Source organism: Pseudomonas sp. 05N432, from assembly GCF_056396945.1.
In genome coordinates, this window is the sequence record NZ_JBFTMM010000008.1 from 78,985 (window position 1) to 100,279 (window position 21,295).

General features: G+C 59.5%; 20 protein-coding genes and 1 pseudogene. 13 read left to right on the forward strand and 8 right to left on the reverse strand.

Annotated elements, in window-relative coordinates; translation table 11 throughout:
- Positions 1-8 precede the first annotated feature (8 nt).
- The 4 genes from AC1DHT_RS10605 to AC1DHT_RS10620 all read right to left on the reverse strand — a co-directional run bounded on the left by AC1DHT_RS10605 (position 9) and on the right by AC1DHT_RS10620 (position 4,918).
- A complete protein-coding gene (locus tag AC1DHT_RS10605; RefSeq protein WP_427540059.1) occupies positions 9-1,202 on the reverse strand; it encodes an acetyl-CoA C-acyltransferase in 1,194 nt (397 codons plus the stop codon).
- A gap of 12 nt (positions 1,203-1,214) precedes the next feature.
- Entirely contained in the window at positions 1,215-1,976 is a 762-nt protein-coding gene (locus AC1DHT_RS10610; protein WP_054597492.1) for an SDR family NAD(P)-dependent oxidoreductase, read from the reverse strand.
- Positions 1,977-1,992: 16 nt separating this feature from the next.
- Positions 1,993-3,657: an AMP-binding protein gene (locus AC1DHT_RS10615; RefSeq protein ID WP_427540055.1), complete on the reverse strand. Its 1,665-nt coding sequence runs from the start codon at positions 3,655-3,657 to the stop codon at positions 1,993-1,995.
- A 244-nt stretch (positions 3,658-3,901) separates the two neighbouring features.
- Complete coding sequence (locus AC1DHT_RS10620) at positions 3,902-4,918, reverse strand: AraC family transcriptional regulator (RefSeq protein ID WP_427540237.1); 1,017 nt, start codon at positions 4,916-4,918, stop codon at positions 3,902-3,904.
- Between the two features lie 163 nt (positions 4,919-5,081).
- Here AC1DHT_RS10620 and efeU point away from each other — a divergent pair, with 163 nt between their 5' ends.
- The 5 genes and pseudogenes from efeU to AC1DHT_RS10645 all read left to right on the forward strand — a co-directional run bounded on the left by efeU (position 5,082) and on the right by AC1DHT_RS10645 (position 10,737).
- Positions 5,082-5,933: an iron uptake transporter permease EfeU gene (gene efeU / locus AC1DHT_RS10625; RefSeq protein ID WP_427540052.1), complete on the forward strand. Its 852-nt coding sequence runs from the start codon at positions 5,082-5,084 to the stop codon at positions 5,931-5,933.
- Positions 5,934-5,941: 8 nt separating this feature from the next.
- Positions 5,942-7,141: an iron uptake system protein EfeO gene (gene efeO / locus AC1DHT_RS10630; protein WP_427540049.1), complete on the forward strand. Its 1,200-nt coding sequence runs from the start codon at positions 5,942-5,944 to the stop codon at positions 7,139-7,141.
- An 18-nt stretch (positions 7,142-7,159) separates the two neighbouring features.
- Positions 7,160-8,458, forward strand: a complete 1,299-nt coding sequence (gene efeB, locus AC1DHT_RS10635; protein WP_427540046.1) for an iron uptake transporter deferrochelatase/peroxidase subunit — start codon at positions 7,160-7,162, stop codon at positions 8,456-8,458.
- Between the two features lie 34 nt (positions 8,459-8,492).
- Positions 8,493-9,317 (forward strand): iron uptake system protein EfeO, encoded by an 825-nt coding sequence (gene efeO, locus AC1DHT_RS10640; RefSeq protein WP_427540043.1) that lies wholly within the window; start codon positions 8,493-8,495, stop codon positions 9,315-9,317.
- Positions 9,318-9,541: 224 nt separating this feature from the next.
- Positions 9,542-10,737 (forward strand): annotated as a pseudogene (locus tag AC1DHT_RS10645) (MFS transporter).
- 11 nt (positions 10,738-10,748) lie between these two features.
- Here AC1DHT_RS10645 and AC1DHT_RS10650 read toward each other — a convergent pair.
- On the reverse strand, positions 10,749-11,795 hold the full coding sequence (locus tag AC1DHT_RS10650) for an alpha/beta hydrolase family protein (RefSeq protein WP_427540037.1): 1,047 nt from the start codon (positions 11,793-11,795) through the stop codon (positions 10,749-10,751).
- Between the two features lie 265 nt (positions 11,796-12,060).
- Positions 12,061-12,672, reverse strand: a complete 612-nt coding sequence (locus AC1DHT_RS10655; protein ID WP_427527929.1) for an FMN-dependent NADH-azoreductase — start codon at positions 12,670-12,672, stop codon at positions 12,061-12,063.
- A gap of 128 nt (positions 12,673-12,800) precedes the next feature.
- On the opposite strand from AC1DHT_RS10655, the gene AC1DHT_RS10660 reads away from it, so the two are divergent.
- Together AC1DHT_RS10660 and AC1DHT_RS10665 are read left to right on the forward strand one after the other, a co-directional pair.
- A complete protein-coding gene (locus tag AC1DHT_RS10660; protein ID WP_427540034.1) occupies positions 12,801-13,709 on the forward strand; it encodes a LysR substrate-binding domain-containing protein in 909 nt (302 codons plus the stop codon).
- Positions 13,710-13,720: 11 nt separating this feature from the next.
- Positions 13,721-14,065, forward strand: coding sequence for an MmcQ/YjbR family DNA-binding protein (locus AC1DHT_RS10665; protein ID WP_427540031.1), 345 nt, complete (start codon positions 13,721-13,723; stop codon positions 14,063-14,065).
- Here the strand turns inward: AC1DHT_RS10665 and AC1DHT_RS10670 are convergent.
- Both AC1DHT_RS10670 and AC1DHT_RS10675 read right to left on the reverse strand, forming a co-directional pair.
- Positions 14,062-14,466, reverse strand: coding sequence for a DUF1294 domain-containing protein (locus AC1DHT_RS10670; RefSeq protein ID WP_427540028.1), 405 nt, complete (start codon positions 14,464-14,466; stop codon positions 14,062-14,064). The two genes, AC1DHT_RS10665 and AC1DHT_RS10670, sit on opposite strands and share 4 nt — an antisense overlap.
- Positions 14,463-15,293 (reverse strand): undecaprenyl-diphosphate phosphatase, encoded by an 831-nt coding sequence (locus tag AC1DHT_RS10675; protein WP_429538089.1) that lies wholly within the window; start codon positions 15,291-15,293, stop codon positions 14,463-14,465. The genes AC1DHT_RS10670 and AC1DHT_RS10675 overlap by 4 nt, the downstream gene beginning before the upstream one ends.
- 297 nt (positions 15,294-15,590) lie before the next feature.
- Here AC1DHT_RS10675 and AC1DHT_RS10680 point away from each other — a divergent pair, with 297 nt between their 5' ends.
- The 6 genes from AC1DHT_RS10680 (at position 15,591) to AC1DHT_RS10705 (ending at position 21,283) form a co-directional block, all read left to right on the forward strand.
- Positions 15,591-17,225, forward strand: coding sequence for a methyl-accepting chemotaxis protein (locus AC1DHT_RS10680; protein ID WP_427540022.1), 1,635 nt, complete (start codon positions 15,591-15,593; stop codon positions 17,223-17,225).
- A 282-nt stretch (positions 17,226-17,507) separates the two neighbouring features.
- On the forward strand, positions 17,508-18,071 hold the full coding sequence (gene pnuC, locus AC1DHT_RS10685; protein WP_427540019.1) for a nicotinamide riboside transporter PnuC: 564 nt from the start codon (positions 17,508-17,510) through the stop codon (positions 18,069-18,071).
- Positions 18,068-18,592 carry an AAA family ATPase gene (locus AC1DHT_RS10690; RefSeq protein ID WP_427540016.1) on the forward strand — a complete coding sequence of 175 codons (525 nt, stop codon included), beginning with the start codon at positions 18,068-18,070 and terminating at the stop codon, positions 18,590-18,592. Before pnuC ends, AC1DHT_RS10690 begins: the two co-directional genes overlap by 4 nt.
- 331 nt (positions 18,593-18,923) lie before the next feature.
- The gene (locus tag AC1DHT_RS10695; RefSeq protein ID WP_427540013.1) at positions 18,924-19,364 is read left to right on the forward strand and encodes a hypothetical protein; all 441 of its coding nucleotides are present in this window, start codon (positions 18,924-18,926) and stop codon (positions 19,362-19,364) included.
- Positions 19,361-19,933 carry an adhesin gene (locus AC1DHT_RS10700; protein ID WP_427540010.1) on the forward strand — a complete coding sequence of 191 codons (573 nt, stop codon included), beginning with the start codon at positions 19,361-19,363 and terminating at the stop codon, positions 19,931-19,933. The genes AC1DHT_RS10695 and AC1DHT_RS10700 overlap by 4 nt, the downstream gene beginning before the upstream one ends.
- A 54-nt stretch (positions 19,934-19,987) precedes the next feature.
- Complete coding sequence (locus tag AC1DHT_RS10705; RefSeq protein WP_427540007.1) at positions 19,988-21,283, forward strand: autotransporter outer membrane beta-barrel domain-containing protein; 1,296 nt, start codon at positions 19,988-19,990, stop codon at positions 21,281-21,283.
- The last annotated feature ends 12 nt before the right edge of the window (positions 21,284-21,295 follow it).

The following is a 21,295-nucleotide window of genomic DNA, read 5'->3' on the forward strand; positions in this document are numbered from 1 at the left end:
TTGATTCCTTAGTACAGGCATTCAACGGCCATGGCCGTGGCTTCACCGCCGCCGATGCAGATCGCTGCGACGCCGCGTTTCAGGCCTTTCTGGCGCAAGGCCGAGAGCAAGGTCACGAGGATCCGCGCACCCGAAGCGCCGATCGGGTGACCCAGCGCACAGGCGCCACCGTGGACATTGACCTTGCTGTGGGGGATTTCCAGCTTGGTCATGGTCACCAGGCTGACCACCGCGAAGGCTTCGTTGACTTCGAACAGCTCGACTTCATCCAGCGACCAGCCGGTTTTCTTCAGCAACTTTTTGATCGCGCCCACCGGTGCCACCGGGAACAACCCCGGCGTATCAGCGAAGGCTGCGTGACCGTGGATCACTGCCAGCGGTTTCAGGCCACGCTTTTCGGCTTCTGAACGACGCATCAACAGCAACGCTGCCGCGCCGTCGGAAATCGAACTGGAGTTGGCCGCTGTCACCGTACCGCCTTCGCGGAATGCCGGTTTCAGGCTGGCGATCTTGTCCAGCTTGGCTTTCGGTGGTTGTTCGTCATCGGTGATGAGCTTCTGCTCTTTGCCGACCATGACCTTCAACGGGACGATTTCGGCGTTGAAGCTGCCGTCCTTGATTGCCTGTTGTGCGCGGGTGGTCGAAGCGATTGCGAACTCATCTTGCGCTTCACGCGTGAAGCCATTGGCCTCGGCGCAGTCCTCGGCAAAGGTGCCCATCAGGCGGCCCTTGTCGTAGGCGTCTTCAAGACCGTCGAGGAACATGTGGTCCAGCACTTTGCCGTGGCCCATGCGGTAACCGCTGCGAGCGCGGTCCAGCAGGTAAGGCGCGTTGGACATGCTTTCCATCCCGCCAGCAACCACCACGTCGGCACTGCCGGCCAGCAGCATATCGTGGGCCAGGATGGCGGCTTCCATGCCCGAACCGCACATTTTGTTCAGAGTGGTGCAACGGGTCGATTTGTCCAGCCCGGCGCCCAGTGCAGCCTGGCGGGCCGGGGCCTGGCCGAGGCCAGCGGACAGCACGCAACCGAACAGCACTTCTTCTACCGCGTCGGCGGCCACACCGGCACGCTCAACGGCGGCGCGGATCGCAGCAGCGCCCAGTTGTGGCGCGCTGAGGCTTTTCAGTTCACCTTGAAAACCACCCATCGGGGTGCGGACGGCGCTGACGATAACGATTGGATCGTGGGACATTGTCATGACAAATACTCCTTATTTGGCGGCCATACGCAAGGCACCGTCGAGACGGATCACCTCGCCGTTGAGCATGCTGTTTTCTATGATATGCCTGACCAGCGCGGCGTACTCAACCGGTTTGCCAAGGCGTGGCGGGAACGGCACGCCAGCGGCCAGCGAGTCGCGAACCTCCTGGGTCATGCCGGCCATCATCGGCGTTTCGAAGATGCCTGGGGCGATGGTCATCACCCGGATGCCGTAGCGCGCCAGTTCACGGGCGGCAGGCAAGGTCAGGCTGGCAATCGCGCCTTTGGAGGCAGCGTAGGCGGCCTGGCCGATCTGGCCGTCGAAGGCCGCCACCGAAGCGGTGTTGATGATCACCCCGCGCTCGCCGTCTTCATTGGCTTCTGTTTCGGCAATCGCCGCAGCCGCCAGGCGCAGCATGTTGAAACTGCCGATCAGGTTGACGTTGATCACCTGGCTGAAACTGGCCAACGCGTGCGGACCGTTCTTGCCGAGGATTTTCTCGCCACGGACCACGCCGGCACAGTTGACCAGCCCGTGCAGGCCACCAAAGGCTGCGACCGCTGCCTGCACCGCGGCTTCTGCCGCCGCTTCCTGGCTGATGTCCGCGACGACGCAATGCGCGCCGAGCCGTTTTGCCTGGGCCGCGACGGCTTCGGCATTCAGGTCCACCAGCATGACTTTGGCACCGGCACCCACCAGCATTTCAGCCGTGGCCGCGCCCAGGCCCGACGCACCGCCTGTGACGAGAAAAACCTTGTTTTCGATCTGCATCATTGTTTCCTTGGATTCAAGCTGAAACGTTCTTCGCCGTGGCCTCTTGAGCCTTGGCGATTTCCTGGTTGCGCAAGATAAAGCGCTGCAATTTGCCGCTTGGGGTTTTCGGCAATTCGCTGACAAATTCGATTTCACGCGGGTATGAGTGCGCCGCCAGACGCTTGCGCACGTGTTGACGCAGTTCCTCGACAAGCTCAGGGGACGCACGGTATTGCGCGCTGAGCACCACGAAGGCTTTCACCAGTTCGGTGCGTTCCGGATCCGGCTTGCCGATCACCGCTGCTTCAACCACGGCGGGGTGTTCGATCAACGCACTCTCCACGTCGAACGGGCCGACCCGGTAGCCGGAGGTAGTGATCACGTCGTCACTGCGGCCGACGAAGCTGATGCTGCCGTCCGGGTTGAGCTCGACGGTATCGCCACTCAGGTAATAGTTACCGACGAAAGCCTTGGTCGGCGCACCTTCGTAACCGGCAAACCAGCACATCGGCGATTGCGTGCGGTCGATGGCGAGGATTCCCGGCTGACCGACCGACAGTTCGTTGCAGGCCTCATCCAGCACCACGATCCGGTGGCCAGGCGAGGCAAACCCTGCCGCACCGACATGCACCGGATGTTCAAGGCCATGGTGGTTGCACAGCACCATGCCGAGTTCGGTCTGGCCGTAATGGTCGTGGATGACCACGCCGAGGTTGTCGGCGAACCAGCGGATCACTTCCGGGTTCAACGGTTCGCCGGCGCTGCTGACAATCCGCAGTTTGCCTTTGATCGAACGGGCGAACTCCTCCCCACCGGCGATCAGCAAGCGGTACGCAGTCGGTGAACCGGTGAGATTGGTGATGCCGTATTTGTTGATCACCCGGCAGGTGCTTTCGAGGGTGAACGGGCCATCGTAAAAGGTGATCGGATGGCCCATGGACAACGGTCCGGTCACGCCGAAGTAAATGCCATAGGCCCAACCCGGATCGGCGACATTCCAGAACGCATCTTCAGGACGCAGGTCCACCGCGTCGCGGGTGTAGCTCTGGAACGCAACGATGGCCTTGAGCGGTACCGACAGGGCTTTCGACGGGCCGGTGGTGCCCGAGGTGAACATCAGCAGGAACGGGTCTTCGCCGTCCAGCAGCACGGGTTCGCATTGAGCGGAATAGTTGGGCAGTTCGGCCCAGAAGCTGAAATCGCCACGCACGATGCCCTGGCCTTTCGGGCCGCCGACAGTGACGATGGTCGGGCAGTCGGCAACGTCATTGAGCTTTGGACGATTGACCGCGTCGGTCACCACCACGGCGGCGCCGGAACTGTTGAGACGGTGTTCGATGGCTTTCGGGCCGAAGGCGGTAAACAGCGGCTGATAGACCGCGCCGATGCGCCAGGTGGCGAACACCACAATCAGCAATTCAACGTTGCGTGGCAACAGGCCGGCGACCTTGTCGCCCTTCTTCACGCCTTGAGCCAGCAGGAAATTGGCAAAGCGCGCAGCTTTGTCCTGCAGCTCGCTGAAAGTGTACGTGGCGCTGGCACCGTCGCGCCCCTCCCAGAACAAGGCAATGCGCCCGGGTATCGCATGACGGTCGCAACATTCAATGCAGGCGTTGAGTGCGGTCAACGAGCCGCTGAGCGCAGCATCGACGGTGTGCTGATAGTTGAACTGTGAAGTCGCAGACAGGTAATCGCGCATTGCCAGAGTCCCTCTGTATTTTTATTAGGTTGGGGGGAACCGTAAAAATCCAGGAAATACTCGCTCCGCGGGCGGCGCGGGACAATGGTCAAAGCTTTCAAGTTGCGTGACTGGTTTGGCCAAGATTCAACAGATGTAGTGTCTGGATGGACGTCATCGCGAGCAGGCTCGCTCCCACATTTGGAATGCGTTTCCCTGTGGGAGCGAGCCTGCTCGCGATGAGGTCAGACGCATCAACGCTGAATCAATGGGCTTCGTTGAGAATCAAACTGCGGTAATGCCCCGGATTGGACCCCGACCACTTGCGGAACGCCTTGTAGAACGAACTGGCATCGGCAAACCCCAGCCGCGTGGCGATCTCGGCGAAGCTGATCGAAGGCTCGGCCAGCCAGACAATCGCCAGCTCCTTGCGCACGCTGTCCTTCAAGCCTTGATAGGTTTGCCCTTCTTCTGCCAAGCGTCGACGCAGTGTCGAAGCGGACATGCACAGGCGCTGCGCCAGGCTGTCGGTTTCCGGCCACTGTTCGGCGGGCAGTTGCCGCAAATCATGTTTGATCCGGCTGGCGAGGCTTTGCGGGTCGCGATACTTGACCAGGATATTGGCCGGCGCATGGGCCAGAAAGCGCTTGAGCTCGTCCCTACTGCGCTTGATCGGCAGGTCCAGGCAATCAGCCGAGAAAATCATCCGGGTGCGCGGTCGGTCGAAGCGCAGGTTCTCGGAGAACATCACCTTGTAGTCATCGCAGAAGTCCGGTTCCGCGCAGCGCAGTTCGATGGCCAGAATCGGTATCCGCCGCCCCGCCAGCCAGCAGGCTACGCCGTGGACGATCATCCAGTAGGTGAAATAAGTGAAGGCGCGACGCGGTTCCTGGTCGTCTTCGAGCAGGACGATTTCCGCCAGGCTTTGCTGATGAACCAGCTGCGCCGGCATGCGCTCCAGCATCAACGACAGAAACCCCAGCCCGGCGGTCAACCCGGCTGCCAACGTCGGCTGGGCCATGGCGCAACGACAGAGAAATTCCAGGCTGCCGGATTTCAACCGGCGCGGGTCCATGCCAAAGAACTCATCGTCCATGCGCCGCGCCAACAGTCGCCACAGCCGTGCGTAGGCCGTGGCCGGAACACGCGCATCAGCCACGCTGAGCAAGCGCGGTTCAATCCCGACCTTGAGCAAGACTTCAATGCTGACCGCGCTCGACTCGCAGCTTTGCAGCAGTGCTTCGCGCACCAGATGAATGGATATGGTGTCTTTTTCCGACATCGAACGTGGTGAACCCTGTTTTTGTTGGTCGGCCATCTTAGCGCAGGCATCGATCTTTTGACTCGTTCAGCTGCCGTTCAGGCTAATGACAATCATCTCTATTTAGTAATGAGTATCATTATGTTACAAATTAGCCTCCACTCTATAGATGATGCGGTGCTGAATGCTGGTTCCTTTCCTGATCATGCTGCGCGAAGGCGTTGAAGCGGCGTTAATCGTCGGCATCATTGCCAGCTATCTCAAGCAAACCGGACGCGGCCAATGGATGCCCGCCATGTGGATCGGGGTTTTCCTCGCCGTCGCGCTGGCCCTGCTGGTGGGCGGTGGCCTGGAACTGGTCAGCGCTGAATTCCCGCAAAAACAACAGGAACTCTTCGAGGGCGTCATCGGCCTGATCGCCGTCGCGGTTTTGAGCTCCATGGTGTTCTGGATGCGCAAGGTCGCGCGCTCGATCAAGCATTCGCTGCACGTTTCCCTCGACCATGCGCTGGCCGGCTCCAGACACCAGGTCACCGCGCTGATCGCCATGGTGTTTTTCGCGGTTGCCCGCGAAGGCCTGGAAACCGTGTTCTTCCTGCTCGCGGTATTCCAGCAAAGCGAAGGCCCCGGGGCGCCGATCGGTGCCCTGCTCGGCCTACTGCTGTCGATGGTCATCGGTTTCCTTATCTACAGCGGCAGCATGCGCCTGAACCTGTCGGCGTTCTTCCGCTGGACCGGGCTGTTCATCCTGGTGGTGGCGGCCGGCATTCTCGCAAGCTCGGTGCGCGCACTGCATGAAGCCGGGCTGTGGAATCACCTGCAAACCGTGCTCTTCGATTTCAGCGCAACCCTGCCGATGGATGGCCCGTTGGGTTCGGTGCTGGCCGGCATGTTCGGTTATCAGGATGCCCCGACCGTCAGCACCCTCGGCGTCTACCTGATTTATCTGCTGGTCGCGCTGGTGATGTTCTTCCTCCCGACTGGCGCGCCGTCTAAACCGGCCGCCACGCCACCCTCTTCCGTCTCCAGCCATTAAGGGCATTCATGTCAAACCAGGCCCCTCTTCAGACCTCGCCTCCCCGCGCCCTGCGCTGGGCGGTGGCCGGCTCGGTGATCGTGATGATCGCCGCCGGCGGGTTGTTCTACTACGCATCGCAAATGGCCGCGGCCAAGCGTCAGACAAATCATGACGAGATCACCGTCACGATCAATCCGCACAGCTGCGAGCCGAATGCGCTGACCGTTGCGGCGGGCCGCAGCAGTTTTCGCATCGTCAACCACTCGGATCGCGCCGTTGAATGGGAGATCCTCGATGGCGTGCTGGTGCTTGAGGAACGCGAAAACATCGCCCCCGGCCTGAGCCAGGTGATCACCGCCAACCTGCTGCCGGGTGATTATGCGATTACCTGCGGCTTGCTCAGCAATCCGCGCGGCACGCTGCACGTCACGCCCACTGCCGCGTCGGATGCTGCGGCGCAGGCACGTCCGTCGATGGTCGCGTTTATCGGCCCGTTGTCGGAGTTTCGGGTTTACCTGAGCAGTCAGGGCACCGCACTGATCAACGCTGTCAGCGCGTTGCAACAGGCAATCGACGCCGGTGACCTGAGTCAGGCCCAGGCACTCTATGTGCCGGCCCGCGTTGCTTATCAACGTATCGCCCCGGCGGCTCAACGCCTGGCCGAACTGGACAAGGTCATCAACGCTCGCGCCGATTACTTTGAAAAGCGTGAGCAGGATCCGGACTTCATTGGCTTCCACCGCCTCGAGTACGCGCTGTTCCAGCAACGAAACATCGACGGTCTGGCGCCGGTTGCCCAGCGTCTGGTCGCCGATGTGACTGAACTCAAACAGCAACTGCTGGCCCAGTCGCTGCCGCCCGAGCAACTGGTGAGCATCGTTGCCCGCAATCTCCGCAACATGGCCGATGTACGCGCCAGCAGCGGTGAGGAAGAACGTTACAGCCACATCGACCTTAATGGTTTCGCCGCCAACCTGGACGTGACCCGCAAAGTGATCGATCTGCTGCGTCCGTTACTGGCCAAGCCTGACGCCGCGTTGCTGAGCCGATTGGACACGGCCACCCACGCTCTCGATGCCGAACTCAATGGCTTGCGAGTCAAAGACGGCTATAGCAGTTACGACAGCGTCGGCGCCGATCAGCGCACACGAATCGCCGACAAGGCCAAGGTTCTGGCCGATGCACTCGATGGAATCGATCCCTCCCTTGGCCTCTCCGGCCTATAAGCAGAAGACCCTATTCAGATGAACGATTTAAATCAGATCAATGCCCAGCGTCGCCGCGTACTGTTGGGCATGAGCGCCGCCGGTGTCGCGTTGGCGGGCAGCACGTTGAGCTGCCCGGCCATGGCCGCCAGCCCGGCACAAGTCACAGAAGCACCGAACAGCGACAAAACCCAGGATCGCCATGACTTCCACGGCCAGCACCAGACCGGCATCGTCACGCCGCGCCCGGCGTGCGGCATGCTGGTGTCGTTCGATGTATTGGCCACCGACCGCGAAGACCTCGAGCGGCTGTTTCGCACGTTGAACCAGCGCATTGCATTCCTGATGACTGGTGGCCCGGTGGCTCAGGTCGACCCGAAGTTCCCACCCGTGGACTCGGGAATTCTTGGCCCGGTGGTGACACCCGACAACCTGACCATCACCGTCTCGGTGGGTGAATCGCTGTTCGACGAACGTTTCGGCCTGGCCAGCGCCAAGCCCAAGCGATTGATCCGCATGGTCGGCTTCCCCAACGATGCACTGCAACCCGAGCTCTGCCACGGCGACCTGAGCCTGCAGTTCTGCGCCAACACCGCCGACACCAATATTCACGCCTTGCGCGACATCGTGAAGAACCTGCCGGACCTGCTGCTGGTGCGCTGGAAACAGGAAGGCAGCGTACCGCCGCAAGCGCCGGCCAAGCCTGGAACACCTGCGCAGAGTGCGCGTAATTTCCTCGGTTTTCGTGACGGTTCGGCCAACCCGGATTCCAACGACAAGAAAGCCATGGAGCAGATTGTCTGGGTGCAACCGGGCAGCGATGAGCCGGCCTGGGCGGCCAATGGCAGCTATCAGGCGGTGCGGATTATCCGCAACCTCGTCGAGCGTTGGGATCGCACGCCACTGCAAGAACAGGAAAGCATTCTCGGTCGGGTCAAAAGTACCGGCGCGCCCATTGGCGGCAGCCATGAAAGCCAGGTCCCGGACTACGCCAAAGACCCCCACGGCAAGCTGACCAAAATGGACGCGCATATCCGTCTGGCCAACCCGCGCACTGCCGCGACCCAGGCCAACCTGATCCTGCGTCGGCCGTTCAATTATTCCAACGGCGTGAGCAAAAACGGCCAGCTGGAAATGGGCTTGCTGTTCATCTGCTACCAGGCCGATCTGCACAACGGGTTCATCACTGTGCAAACCCGACTCAACGGTGAACCTCTGGAGGAATACCTCAAGCCCATCGGCGGCGGCTATTTCTTCACCTTGCCGGGCGTAACCGGCGACAAGGATTTCATCGGTCGCTCATTGCTCGATGCTACTCAACCGAAAACCACGGCTTAACCCCCTAAACACAACAAACTCACGGAAAAGTCCCATGAAAAAGTCGCCTCTCGCCTTGCTGGTTGCCCTTGGCTTGCTCCACGCTCCACTGTCGGCTTTCGCCGCCACAGCGCCGCTGGATCTGGTGGGGCCGATCTCGGATTACAAAATCTACGTCACTGAGCAGCTCGACGGGTTTGCCAGCCACACCCAGCAGTTCACCGACGCGGTGAAAAAAGGTGACCTGGCCGCCGCTCAAAAACTCTATGCGCCCACCCGTGTTTACTACGAGTCGATCGAGCCGATTGCCGAACTGTTCAGTGACCTCGATGCGTCCATCGACTCGCGCGTCAACGACCACGAAAAAGGCGTCAAGGCTGAAGACTTCACCGGTTTCCACCGCATCGAATACAGCCTGTTCTCCGAGAAAACCACCGAGGGCCTTGGTGACCTGGCCGATGGTTTGAACAAAGACGTGAAGGACCTGCAAGCCCGCGTTGCCGGCCTGACCTTCCCACCGGAAAAAGTCGTGGGCGGCGCCGCTACATTGCTCGAAGAAGTCGCTGCCACCAAGATCTCCGGCGAAGAAGACCGCTACAGCCACACCGACCTGTATGACTTCCAGGGCAACATCGACGGCGCGAAGAAAATCGTCGACCTGTTCCGTCCGCAACTCGAGAAACAGGACAAGGCCTTCGTCGCCAAAGTCGACAAGAACTTCGCCAGCGTGAACACGATTCTGGCCAAGTACAAAACCGCTGGCGGCGGTTTCGAGACCTACGACAAGGTCAAGGAAAACGACCGCAAGGCGCTGGTCGGCCCGGTCAATACCCTGGCGGAAGACTTGTCGACCCTGCGTGGGAAGTTGGGTCTGAACTAAGCGTTGTCTGAACTGACGCCTTCGCGAGCAGGCTCGCTCCCACATGGGTTCTATGTCGATCACAACAGTGTGGTCAGACACAGATCCAGTGTGGGAGCGAGCCTGCTCGCGATGGCGGTATGAAAGGAACCCTTCCTCTGAAAACAACCGTTAGCCTGCTTCCTTTTATTTCAGGCCCGCGCCATGATGCAGCTCTCTAACCGCCCGCCCGCGAACGAGCCCTCATGTCTGCGCAACAAACGCCTCCCGCCAGTTCCACGGCGATCACCCTGCAGATCGTCTCCATCGTTTTTTATACCTTTGTCGCGTTTCTCTGCATCGGTCTGCCGATTGCGGTGTTACCGGGCTATGTCCATGAACAGCTGGGTTTCAGCGCTGTCATTGCCGGGCTGACCATCGGCTCGCAGTACCTGGCCACCCTGCTCAGCCGGCCCATGGCGGGCCGTATGTCTGACAACATCGGCACCAAACGGGCGATTGTCTACGGGTTACTGGGGATCATGCTCAGTGGCGTGCTGACGTTGCTGTCGACCTTGTTGCAGAGCCTGCCGTTGCTGAGCCTGATGATTCTGATCGGCGGCCGATTGTTGTTGGGGATCGCCCAAGGCTTGATCGGCGTCGGCACCATCAGTTGGTGCATGGGCCAGGTCGGTGCCGAACACACCGCCCGCTCGATTTCCTGGAACGGTATTGCCTCCTATGGCGCAATTGCCATTGGTGCGCCTTTGGGTGTGGTGATGGTCGGTCAGTTGGGGTTCGTCAGCCTTGGGATTGCGCTCTCGGTGCTGGCGCTGGCGGCGTTGCTGCTGATTCGCAACAAACCCTCGTGCCGGTCATTCGCGGTGAGCGGTTGCCGTTCTGGGCGGTGTTCGGGCGCGTCGCCCCCTTTGGCGCCAGCCTGAGTCTGGCTTCGATTGGCTACGGCACGCTCACCACCTTTATTACCCTGTTCTATATCAGTCGCGGCTGGACCGGTGCAGCCTGGTGCCTGACGGTCTTTGGCATCTGTTTCATCCTCTCGCGCCTGCTGTTTATCTCCAGCATCAACCGCTTTGGCGGATTCAACTCGGCCATCGCCTGCATGAGCATTGAAACCCTGGGGCTGGGCCTGCTCTGGTTGGCGCCTTCGACGGCAGTGGCGTTGATTGGCGCCGGGCTCACCGGGTTCGGTTTGTCGCTGGTCTACCCGGCATTGGGTGTCGAGGCCATCAAGCAAGTTCCAAACAGCAGTCGTGGCGCCGGCTTGAGTGCCTATGCGGTGTTTTTCGATCTGGCACTGGCAATTGCCGGGCCGTTGATGGGCGCGGTGGTGCTGAACCTGGGGTACTCGTGGATTTTTTTCTGCGCGGCGCTGTTGTCGATCACCGGACTCGGGCTGACCCTGCTGCTGAAACGTCGCTCAGCGCTCAGCCCGTCTTAAGGCCCCGACGCCTACGGCGACGTCTGGTCAGCCGTCTGCATCCCCGCCCCGCTCGGCTTGCTCAGGGTTTGGGCAAAGAAGCGCCCCGCCTCGGAGATCAGGTTGCGGTGAATGTCCGCGCGGTCAACGCCGTCAGCATCGGTGCACAAGGCCGGCATCGCCGCGAGTTGCTCCTGGGTACACGGTGCCATGAACACGAAATGCCCGGCCCCGGCCAGCAGTTTGAAATCCGGAGCAACGGGTAGCTTGCGCGCCAGCGCCGCAGCGTTTTTATCGAGGGCGACCAGTTTGTCGCCATCGCCGCTATAGAGCAGCACCGGCACATGCACACCGGCCAAGGTATGACGGCCGAACTTCAGGCTCAATGGCGCCATGAGTAACAGCGCGTGAACCCGTGGGTCAGCGACGGGTTGCAAGTCATCGCGGTCGACAATCAGTTCACCGTTGGTGCTACAGGCGTCTCCGTCGTCAGGGCGTTCTTTACAGTAAAGGCGTAAACGATTCAGGTCCGGCGTGGCGCCCGAAAGAATCAACGCCGTTTCGCCACCGGCCGAATAACCGATCACCCCGACCTCGTCAGGATTGACGAACGGCGACAGCATGGGGTCGGCCAGGGTGGCGGTGATGGCTTCGGAAATCTGGATCGGCCGGCCATAAAGGTTGCTAAGCGTACCGAGTCGGCTGTGGTCCTTGGAGTTGTCGCCGGGATGAATCACCGCCACCACCACAAAGCCTTTGCGTGCCAGCGATGTGGCAAGGTCATGCAACGCCAGTGGGGTGCCGATGTTGCCGTGGGAGAGCATCAACATCGGAAAGCGCCCAATCGCGACCCTTGCGTCTTCGGTCGCCTGGATTTGATAACCCTCGAGCTTGCTTGAATGCTCGATGCCGGTCGACGGGTAAAAGGCGATGGCCCGCATGGGCTGTAAATCCAGCGGATCGAGAAACGTCAGCTCATGGTAGCCAACGCTCCAATGCAGGTGCGGCGCAGGCGCGGCTTGCACTGAATTCAGGCTGCTGAGCAGGCAAATCAGTAACATTGCACAAAGACGCATCATGGGATGCTCCACCTTGTTACCTGATTGGAATACCCGTTTTCCGCCAATCCCTTGGACTTAGAGCCTTGTGTCGGTGTTTGCCACTTTTTTCAAGGTCTACGCAGAACGGGGCCGATAACCCGAGACTGCATAACCTGGGCCAACACCTGAAACGACAGCGCTTTTGAAACAGAGACAAAAAGACTCCGTACCTGATCGTTTTACGACGATCAGGATACAGAGTCTAGTGGGTATTGCCTGAGCTTTTTAACTCTTTACGCAAGCCTTACGCGGCTGCGAACAATTGCTCGCTGATGTGCGCCTGAGCGTCGCTCATGGCTTTGTTGCGAACGTCGTCACCGTAAGCCAGGCCATGGGCGCGGACGAACTCGATATCGGTGATGCCCATGAAGCCCAGCATGACTTTCAAGTACTCTTCATGACCTACGCCAGTCGCCTGACCCAGGTGCATACCGCCAGAAGTCGACACCACGACGACTTTCTTGTTGCCGCACAGGCCTTCAGGGCCGGCTTCGGTGTAGCGGAAAGTCTGGCCGGCAACGGCAATGCGGTCGATCCAGGCCTTGAGTTGGGTCGGAATGGTGAAGTTGTACATCGGTGCGGCGATCACGACGGCATCGGCAGCGAGGAATTCGGCCAGGGTCGAAGCGCTCAGGTCGGCTTCGTGCTGTTGTGCGGCGTTACGCAACTCGGCGGTGGTCCCGGCAGCGACCAGCGTCGCGGCAGAGAAATGGCTGATGGCATCGCTGGCCAGGTCGCGGTAGGTCACCACGGCAGCAGGCTCGGCGGTTTTCCAGGCCTGGACGACACTGTGGCTCAGCTGACGGGAAGCAGAGTTGTCGCCAAGGATGCTCGAATCAATGTGCAAGAGTTTCATGTGGGATCTCCAAGTGAGGATCGCCACCGGGCGATCTGATGGAGACAATCCTACAGACGAAACCAATAGCTGATTAGCCAGCAACAATGCGATAGTTCGTCCCACTGATAGGACAATCGAGTAGCACCATGCAAGACCTCAATGATCTTTACTATTTCGCCAAAGTGGTCGAAGCCGGCGGTTTCGCCGCTGCCGGGCGCGTGTTGGGCATCCCCAAGTCGCGGTTGTCGCGGCGTATCGCCGAACTTGAAGAGCGTCTGGGTGCCCGCCTTCTCCAGCGCACCACCCGCCAGCTCAAGCTGACCGCTGTCGGCGAGCGCTATTTGCGCCATTGTCAGGCAATGCTGCTGGAGGCCGAAATGGCCGACGAGGCCGTCGCCAGCATGTCCAGCGAACCCCGAGGGCGGTTGCGGGTCTCCTGCCCCGTTGGGCTGGCTCATGAATTTTTGCCATCGGTCATCAGCTCGTTTCTGGAACGTTTCCCTCAAGTGCAATTGGAGATGCAATTGCTCAACCGCCGGGTCGACCTGGTGACCGAAGGCATCGATGTCGCCTTGAGAGTGCGAGAACTGGGTGATGAAGACCCGCTGCTGGTCACCCGACGTTTGCGCCAGGCGCAAATGGTGATGATCGCCAGCCCGGCCTTTATACGCGAGCATCCCATCAACAGCCCGGAAGACCTGAAGCAGGTTCCAGTACTCGGTGCTCTGGAAGCTGATCGCATGGTGCACGTACGCATGCTCGACGCTCACGGCAAGAGCTATGACCTGTCGCTGGAAGCGCGACTGGGGATCGATGATTTTATCGTACGCAAGGCCTGCGTGCTTGCAGGTCTTGGTTTCACCCTGCTGCCAATGATGTACTGCGAAGAAGAACTGGAAAACGGCTCGCTGGTGCAACTCCTACCCGAGTGGTCGCTGCCTGGCGGTTGGCTGCTGGCGGTTTACCCTCATCGGCGCGGTTTGCTGCCGGCGGTGCGCGCCTGGATCGACCATTTGACCGAATCATTCAAAGCCTGCGGGGATCGATTGTTATGAAGGTTAAGCCAATGACTGAAGAAGACGTGGCGCGTTTCTGCCTGGCACTGCCCGGCGCGCAAGAGGATTACAAATGGGGTGGCGTGCGGGTGTTTTCAGTGGCTGGAAACAAGATGTTTGCCCTGCAAAACCTGCGGGGTGAATCATTGGCGTTCAAGGTCGATAAAGAGCTGTTTCTGGGGCACGTCGATCGCCCGGGCATCGGGCCTGCGCCCTATCTGGCAAGGGCGCAGTGGATCATCATGCAAACGCCCTACCCACTTGGCGCCGAGGAGCTGCAAGGCTTGCTGCAACGTTCTCACCAACTGGTGGTGAGCAAGTTGCCCAAGCGCGTGCAGGTCGGGTTGCTGCTTTAAAACAGCCTGAAGAGGCCGGCGTCGAGAAACAACTGATCGATCCAGAACACCTCATGCAGCAGCACGATGATCCAGAACACCAGTTGATAGGACACTTTGCGGGTCTTGTGCCGAAACACTTGCTGGGCAAGCAAGGCGCCCGGCCAGCCACCGGCCAGTTCGATTGCGTGCAACACGTTTTCCGGTGTACGCCAGCTGTCTGCCCGGGCCTTGCGCTTGTCGTGCCAGTACAGGAGGAACGCCAGCAGGCTGACAATCCCATAGGCCGCGAGCGGAATCAGCGAAATCCCGCGCCACCACATAAGCATCGAGCCAATTGCCGGCAAGGCGCACAGCACCAGGAACACCAGGCCTTTGAGACGCGGGTTTTGAATCCCGCGCCCATTGCGTGGCTCAATCATGATGTAGCCGCCGCCCAGTCGACCCAACCGAACTGCCAGGTCGCCAGGATCAACAAGCCGAACACGATCCGGTACCAGGCAAACGCAGCATAGCTGTGGCTGGCGATGAACCTGAGCAAGCCCTTGACCGCAATCATCGCGAAAATAAACGCAGTGACGAAGCCGATGGCGAACACCGGGAGGTCAGCGGCCTGAAACAGGTCGCGATACTTGTAGCCGGAGTACACCGCGGCGCCGACCATGGTCGGCATGGCCAGGAAGAACGAAAACTCGGTGGCGGTCTTACGCGACAGGCCAAACAACAAGCCGCCGATGATCGTCGAACCGGAGCGCGAAGTGCCGGGAATCATTGCCAGGCACTGGGCAAAACCGACCTTCAGGGCATCTTTCCAGGTGATCTCGTCGACAGTTTCGGCGTGCACGGTGTGCTCGCGACGCTCAGCCCACAACATGATGACCCCGCCCACCACCAGCGCCGTCGCCACGGTGATCGGGTTGAACAGGTATTTGTGGATCATATTGGCGAAGATCACACCCAGCACCACGGCCGGCATGAAAGCGATCAACAGGTTAACGGTAAACCGTTGGGCGTTGCGCTGCGTTGGCAACCCGGTTACCACGTCGAGAATCTTGCGGCGAAACTCCCAGACCACGGCCAGGATCGCGCCGAGCTGGATGATGATGTTGAATGCCTTCTCGCGCTCGCCACCGAAGTTAAGCAAATCCGCGACGATAATCTGGTGCCCGGTACTGGAAATGGGCAAAAACTCTGTCAGTCCCTCTACAACGCCAAGAATCAAAGCCTGAACGGCGGTCCAAAAATCCATCAATCCCCCAATGAAACGATGCCTCCAAGGCATGCCTCGTTAATCAAATTCAAGCGTCCACTGCGATCAGCGTCACCGAATGACACTACGCACGATACCCACGCGAAGCCGTAAAACCCCGTGAAAAATCAGCGCAACTTCAGGTTTTTGCTGACGCGGCCGAAATCCTATCAGACATGCCTGAATTACGCTGCGCCGTAATTGGACTTGAGTAGGGTTGGCTCAACAGCAAAAGCGTGCCTGAATGCTGGCGGTCGTTTATGACAAGAACAAGAAAAAACCAGGAGTAATACGGTTATGAATAGCTTGCGCAGTGTGTCGATCAGCCGTCGTTTGTGGCTCATCCTGATTGTGGCTGTGCTGATGCTGTTGACCTTGGGTGTGCTGATGCTCAAGCAGATCCACGATGACCTTTATCAGGCCAAGGCCCAGAAAACCCAACATGTGGTGCAGACGGCCAGCGGTATTCTGGCTTACTACCACGACCTGGAAACTGCCGGCACCCTGACCCGCGAAGCGGCGCAGAAACAGGCATTGAGCGTGGTGCGCGGATTGCGCTACGACCAGAACGACTACTTCTGGATCAACGACCTGACGCCCGTGATGGTCATGCACCCGACCAATCCGAAACTCGAAGGCCAGAACCTTTCCACGATCAAGGATCCAGACGGCTTCGCGTTGTTCAACGAGATGGTGGTCATCGCCAAGGCCAAAGGCGCCGGCATGGTCGACTATCGCTGGCCGAAACCCGGTGCCAGCACGCCCGTCCAGAAAACCTCCTATGTGAAACTCTTCGAACCCTGGGGCTGGGTCATTGGTTCGGGTGTGTACATCGATGACATGCAGGCCGAGTTCTACGCACAGGTGTGGCAAACATCGTTTGTCGGGCTCGCAATTGCCGTGCTGATGGCGCTGCTGGTGATCCTGATTGCGCGCAGTATCGTGCGCCCACTCCAGGAAACCGTGAACGCCATGGCCAATATCGCCAGCGGTGAAAGCGACCTGACCCGTAGCCTTGATACCCACGGTCAGGACGAAGTGACCGAATTGGCGCAGCATTTCAACGCCTTCACGGAAAAATTGCGCCGGGTCATCACTCAGTTGCAATTGTCTGCCAGTGCCCTGGGGCAGTCATCCAGCGACTTGGGCAACGATGCGGCCCAAGCCCAGGCGCGCAGCCAGCAACAGTCCCAACAAATGGAACTGGTGGCGACCGCGATCAATGAAGTGACCTATGGCGTGCAGGACGTGGCCAGGAATGCCGAACACGCCGCCAGCGAAATGCGCGATGCGCAAGCGCAGGCACAACAGGGGCAAGTGAACATCGATGGAAGTTTGCAGCAGATCGATCAACTGTCGAGCACCATCGATCAAGCCGTTGAGGTTATCCGCACCCTGGCCACCGAAAGCACGCAGATCGGCAGCGTGCTCGAAGTGATCCGCTCGATCGCCGAACAGACCAATCTGCTGGCGCTCAATGCGGCCATTGAAGCGGCCCGTGCCGGTGAGCAAGGACGGGGCTTTGCCGTGGTGGCCGATGAAGTCCGGCTGCTGGCACAGCGCACGCAAAAGTCCACGGCTGAAATCCAGTCGATGATCGAGCGCTTGCAGAGCCATTCCGAGGCGGCAGTCAAAGTGATCGGCGACAGCAGCCGCGCCTCGCAGCTGACCATTGAACAGGCCGGGTTGGCGGGTGCCAGCCTGAACGCGATCGGCCAGGCACTGAATAATCTCAACGGCCTGAACGCCTCGATTGCCAGCGCAACCCTGCAACAGGCGCATGTGGTCGAGGACATCAACCAAAACGTCACCCAGGCCGCGGGTTTGTCCCACAGCACCGCATTGGCCGCTGAGCAGTCAAGCGTCGCAAGCGTGCATTTGAAAGAACTCAGTGAGCAGTTGAATGGCCTGCTCAAGCAGTTTCGGGTGTAGACACTGAAACACCTCCCTGCGACTACACGATCCGTAGCAGCTGCCGAGCCCGCGAGGCTGCGTTCGGCTGCGAAGCGGCCGTAAAACCGGACACCACGTTTCTTCAGGTTAACCGTAGAGACAGGGTTCACGACTGCTTCGCAGCCGAACGCAGCCTCGCGGGCTCGGCAGCTGCTACAGGGAATGTGCCTGGCCGGAAATTTCTTAACTTGCGGGCATTCGGGCAAGTCCCCTCGCCTGCGTTACAATCGGCGCCCTTTTCAACTTCACCAAGGATCCTTCATGTCCGGGCTTGAACTGTTTGCCGCCGCACTCGGCGTGATTGCCGTCTGGTTGACGGTCAAACAGAACCCCTGGTGCTGGCCGATCGGACTGGCCATGGTGCTGCTCTACAGTTGGATCTTTTTCGAGGTGAAGCTGTATTCGGACATGCTGCTGCAGGTGATTTACGCCGGCTTGCAGCTCTACGGCTGGTGGCAGTGGACCCGTGCCGGCGAAGCGCAACATGGACGGCAAGTCACGCAGCTGGATGGCCGTTCGATGTGGGCAGGGTTGGCCGTCGGTGCCGTCGGCAGCTTGCTGCTGGGCGCGGCCATGGCTCATTGGACCGATGCCGCGCAGCCCTGGCTGGACGCAGCATTGACCGGTTTCAGTCTGGTGGCGCAACTGTGGATGGCGCAAAAACGCCTGCAATGCTGGCCGTTGTGGATTGCCGTCGATGTGATTTTCGTCGGGCTGTTTATCTACAAGGGCTTGTACCTGACGGCTGCACTGTATGGTCTGTTTACGCTGATCGCCGTGCAAGGCTGGCGCGAATGGCAGGCCGATCCGGCGTTGCGCGCATGAAGGTCCTGGTACTCACCGGCCCGGAGTCCAGTGGCAAAAGCTGGTTATCGGCAGAGCTTCAACGCCACTTTGGTGGGTTGCTGGTGGGTGAATACGTACGTTACTTCATCGAACAGAACCCGCGTGATACCTGCCTTGCCGATATCCCGCAGATTGCCCGTGGTCAAATGGCCTGGGAAGACAGCGCCCGGGCCCAGCGCCCTGCACTGCTGATTCTCGACACTCACTTGCTGAGCAATGTGCTGTGGAGCCAAACCCTGTTTGGCGAATGCCCCGCCTGGATCGAAGACGCGCTGCTGGCCAGGCAGTACGACCTGCACCTGCTGCTGTCTCCCGAATCGGTTGACTGGACGGATGACGGCCAACGCTGCCAACCGGATCTGAACCAGCGCCTGGCGTTCTTCAACGCGACAAAAGCCTGGCTGGAACAACACCAGCAAAGACTGCAGGTCATCAACGGCGATTGGGCCGAGCGCCGTCGTCAGGCCTTTGCGGCAGTGGAGCAATTGCTAACGCCGTGAAAGCACCTGTATTTGAGGGGGCATGTGTCCGTTCTTGAAACACTCCAGTGCCGTGTAACAGCCCTATCAACGGCCTTCATCCTCTTGTCATGCTGACTGTTAAGTCATTGGTACACTCGCCCGCAAACACTTGATTTAGAGCTTTTCGACCGATGAGGCCGGCTCGCGATGGCGGGCACTGTCTCACGGTTGATACAGCTCAAACATCCCCCTGCCTGCCCTACCCCATAACGTATTGAATTCAATCAATAAATAAAAAGCGGCACAGCTTCTGCTCTCTCCTTCACAACGCTGACCAAGGCCAGCGCACAAAAGACGAGGGAGTGCCGACGTGGAGACAATCGATAAAGGCTTTATCCGCCTCCTGCTGATCGGATGTGCGTTCAGCTCTGTCATCAGTCTGCCTGTCCAGGCCGCCGATGGAATCATCGTCATCCAGCGGGAAGTCCAAACGCGTAACGCGACTCGCCGCCCCATGGTTCCCGACCCCAGCCCCCTGACCGTCAATGCCAACCCGTCCAAACAAGTCATCAGTGCAACCAATGAACTGTCGGACAGTGACATTTCCGGCATCAGCAGCGGTGCAAGCATCGCCGGCACGATCACTCAAGCCACCGGCACGCTGAGCGGCAACATCAATGGTCAGACACAACTGCCCGGCTTGTCCGCAGGACATTCCGCAGGCTCCGGCAACGGTATTGCCAACAGGATCGACGGCACCATCCAGCAAGGCCTGGGCAGTCTGAATGTTATCGGGGGGACAATGAAATGAATCGCACTCTGCTGATTCTGGCCATGTTTTGCAGTACGCCGACCTTTGCCCAACCGCCTGTCATCGATACGGCCACCATCGACAACTCCGGCAGTCAGTACCAGGGCAACTTCTCGGTCAACCAGGCGGCCGGCGATCAGCAACAACAGGCCAACGCCCGAGCCATCGCCATTGACACCGACGCCAGCGCCACCACGCAGATTCGCCAACGGTTGCGTACTCAAGTCGATCCCAGGATCGATGCCCAATCAGCAATTAAAGGCAACGCCTTCAGTAACGGCAATGGCGTACTGGGGGTCAACCAGAGTTCGGGCGCCAGCAACCAGCAAGCCAACGCCCTGCGGATAAGCATCAGTGCTACGCCGCAAAGTATCGACGACAGCGTCCTCAAGCAACAGAACGTGGCGCTGCTCAACAACTCCGATTCAACGGATCTTACTCCTGGCCATCGCCAGGTCGCTACCAGCGACCAGGCCTTCACCGGTAGCCGTGGGGTGATCCAGTTGAATCAGAGCGCCGGGGTGGGAAACCGAACGGCCAACACCCTGAGCGTACGGGTCGCGGATTGACCCAAAAGGTAAAAAAACAACACTTAACCTAAAAATAAAGTACGGAGAATCAGCATGAAACCCTCAATGGCACTCAAGCCTCTGGTTTTCGCAATCGCTGCGGTAATGGCTATTGCTGTACAAGCTGGCCAGCGTGATGACGAGCATCATCATCGTCATCACGTAAATCCAAAAGACACCACCAATGCCGGCGCCACTGCCAACGCCACGGACAAACAAACCAGCACTGGCAACTACATCAGCAATGAAGGGACTAAAAACACTGCCAACATGACCAATTCGGCCACGGGCGCCTCCGGTAACGTGGGTGTCAACGTTGCAGCAGGCGACGGCAACCAACAAGACAACGCTGCCGCCATTGCCAGCGGTGACGGCTCGTTTGTCTTCGGGTCTGTGGTAGCAACCGCCAAAGTCACGCAAACCCAAAGCAACAACGAGGTCTACAACCAATCCACCAACAACAGCGCCAATATGAGTGGTTCGGCTAACGGCGGCAGCGGCAACATGGGCATCAACATGGCTGCTGGCGACCTTAACCAACAGAAAAACACCATGGCGATCGCTGTGTCTGGCGGCAAGCACGCGACTGCAACCGCGAGTGCCGACCAATCAGGCCCAGGCCTGAGGGTGGATAACGACGCCGATCGGACCTACCGCCTGGATACGCTGTCGCGTACCGTCTCAGCCAGCGGTCATCAGTCTTTCAGCGAGGCATCCAAATCGCACTCTGCTTCGGACTTTACCAAGCGCTTGGATACCGCCTTTGCTACGCACGAAGCTACGAAATCTGCTTCGAGCTCTGCCAGCGCCTCTGCCAGCGCCGCTGCCAGCGCCGCCGCCAGCGCCGCTGCTTCGCATGCTGCTTTGAAAGCTAGTCTGGATGTGGACGTGGATGTGGACGTTAGCTCTAGCAGGACTAATGGCTGGCACACCAGCAGCAGGAGTGCGACTTTCGACGCCGATATCGACGCATCGCTCGCCGCATCGATCGACAAATCGCGCAGCGCATCGAACAGCGCATCGCACAGCGCATCGAGCAGCGCATCGCGCAGCGCATCTAGCAGCGCATCGCGCGACGCATCGGGCAGCGCATCGTTCGCCGCTTCTGGCAGTGAATCGAAAGATAAATCGCAAAGCTTCAGCGAGTCCAGCGCCTTTGACTTGAGCAACACCGTGTCCTGGCAAGTGCTGACCCCAACTGGCTGGGCAAACCCTGTGACCAACACTGCTAACCTGAACGGTTCGGTGAATGGTGGCAGTGGCAACCTGGGCGTCAACGTGGCTGCCGGTGCTGGCAACCAGCAAAGCAACTCGCTGTCCATTGCATCCGGTTGCAGAACCTGCCTGTAAACCTGGCTCCAG

What these genes read in the sequence shown, in the direction of transcription:
- AC1DHT_RS10605 (WP_427540059.1), bottom strand. Translation starts at nt 1,202, where the DNA reads ATGACAATGTCCCACGATCCAATCGTTATCGTCAGCGCCGTCCGCACC.
- AC1DHT_RS10610 (WP_054597492.1), bottom strand. Translation starts at nt 1,976, where the DNA reads ATGCAGATCGAAAACAAGGTTTTTCTCGTCACAGGCGGTGCGTCGGGC.
- AC1DHT_RS10615 (WP_427540055.1), bottom strand. Translation starts at nt 3,657, where the DNA reads ATGCGCGATTACCTGTCTGCGACTTCACAGTTCAACTATCAGCACACC.
- AC1DHT_RS10620 (WP_427540237.1), bottom strand. Translation starts at nt 4,918, where the DNA reads ATGTCGGAAAAAGACACCATATCCATTCATCTGGTGCGCGAAGCACTG.
- efeU (WP_427540052.1), top strand. Translation starts at nt 5,082, where the DNA reads ATGCTGGTTCCTTTCCTGATCATGCTGCGCGAAGGCGTTGAAGCGGCG.
- efeO (WP_427540049.1), top strand. Translation starts at nt 5,942, where the DNA reads ATGTCAAACCAGGCCCCTCTTCAGACCTCGCCTCCCCGCGCCCTGCGC.
- efeB (WP_427540046.1), top strand. Translation starts at nt 7,160, where the DNA reads ATGAACGATTTAAATCAGATCAATGCCCAGCGTCGCCGCGTACTGTTG.
- efeO (WP_427540043.1), top strand. Translation starts at nt 8,493, where the DNA reads ATGAAAAAGTCGCCTCTCGCCTTGCTGGTTGCCCTTGGCTTGCTCCAC.
- AC1DHT_RS10650 (WP_427540037.1), bottom strand. Translation starts at nt 11,795, where the DNA reads ATGATGCGTCTTTGTGCAATGTTACTGATTTGCCTGCTCAGCAGCCTG.
- AC1DHT_RS10655 (WP_427527929.1), bottom strand. Translation starts at nt 12,672, where the DNA reads ATGAAACTCTTGCACATTGATTCGAGCATCCTTGGCGACAACTCTGCT.
- AC1DHT_RS10660 (WP_427540034.1), top strand. Translation starts at nt 12,801, where the DNA reads ATGCAAGACCTCAATGATCTTTACTATTTCGCCAAAGTGGTCGAAGCC.
- AC1DHT_RS10665 (WP_427540031.1), top strand. Translation starts at nt 13,721, where the DNA reads ATGACTGAAGAAGACGTGGCGCGTTTCTGCCTGGCACTGCCCGGCGCG.
- AC1DHT_RS10670 (WP_427540028.1), bottom strand. Translation starts at nt 14,466, where the DNA reads ATGATTGAGCCACGCAATGGGCGCGGGATTCAAAACCCGCGTCTCAAA.
- AC1DHT_RS10675 (WP_429538089.1), bottom strand. Translation starts at nt 15,293, where the DNA reads ATGGATTTTTGGACCGCCGTTCAGGCTTTGATTCTTGGCGTTGTAGAG.
- AC1DHT_RS10680 (WP_427540022.1), top strand. Translation starts at nt 15,591, where the DNA reads ATGAATAGCTTGCGCAGTGTGTCGATCAGCCGTCGTTTGTGGCTCATC.
- pnuC (WP_427540019.1), top strand. Translation starts at nt 17,508, where the DNA reads ATGTCCGGGCTTGAACTGTTTGCCGCCGCACTCGGCGTGATTGCCGTC.
- AC1DHT_RS10690 (WP_427540016.1), top strand. Translation starts at nt 18,068, where the DNA reads ATGAAGGTCCTGGTACTCACCGGCCCGGAGTCCAGTGGCAAAAGCTGG.
- AC1DHT_RS10700 (WP_427540010.1), top strand. Translation starts at nt 19,361, where the DNA reads ATGAATCGCACTCTGCTGATTCTGGCCATGTTTTGCAGTACGCCGACC.
- AC1DHT_RS10705 (WP_427540007.1), top strand. Translation starts at nt 19,988, where the DNA reads ATGAAACCCTCAATGGCACTCAAGCCTCTGGTTTTCGCAATCGCTGCG.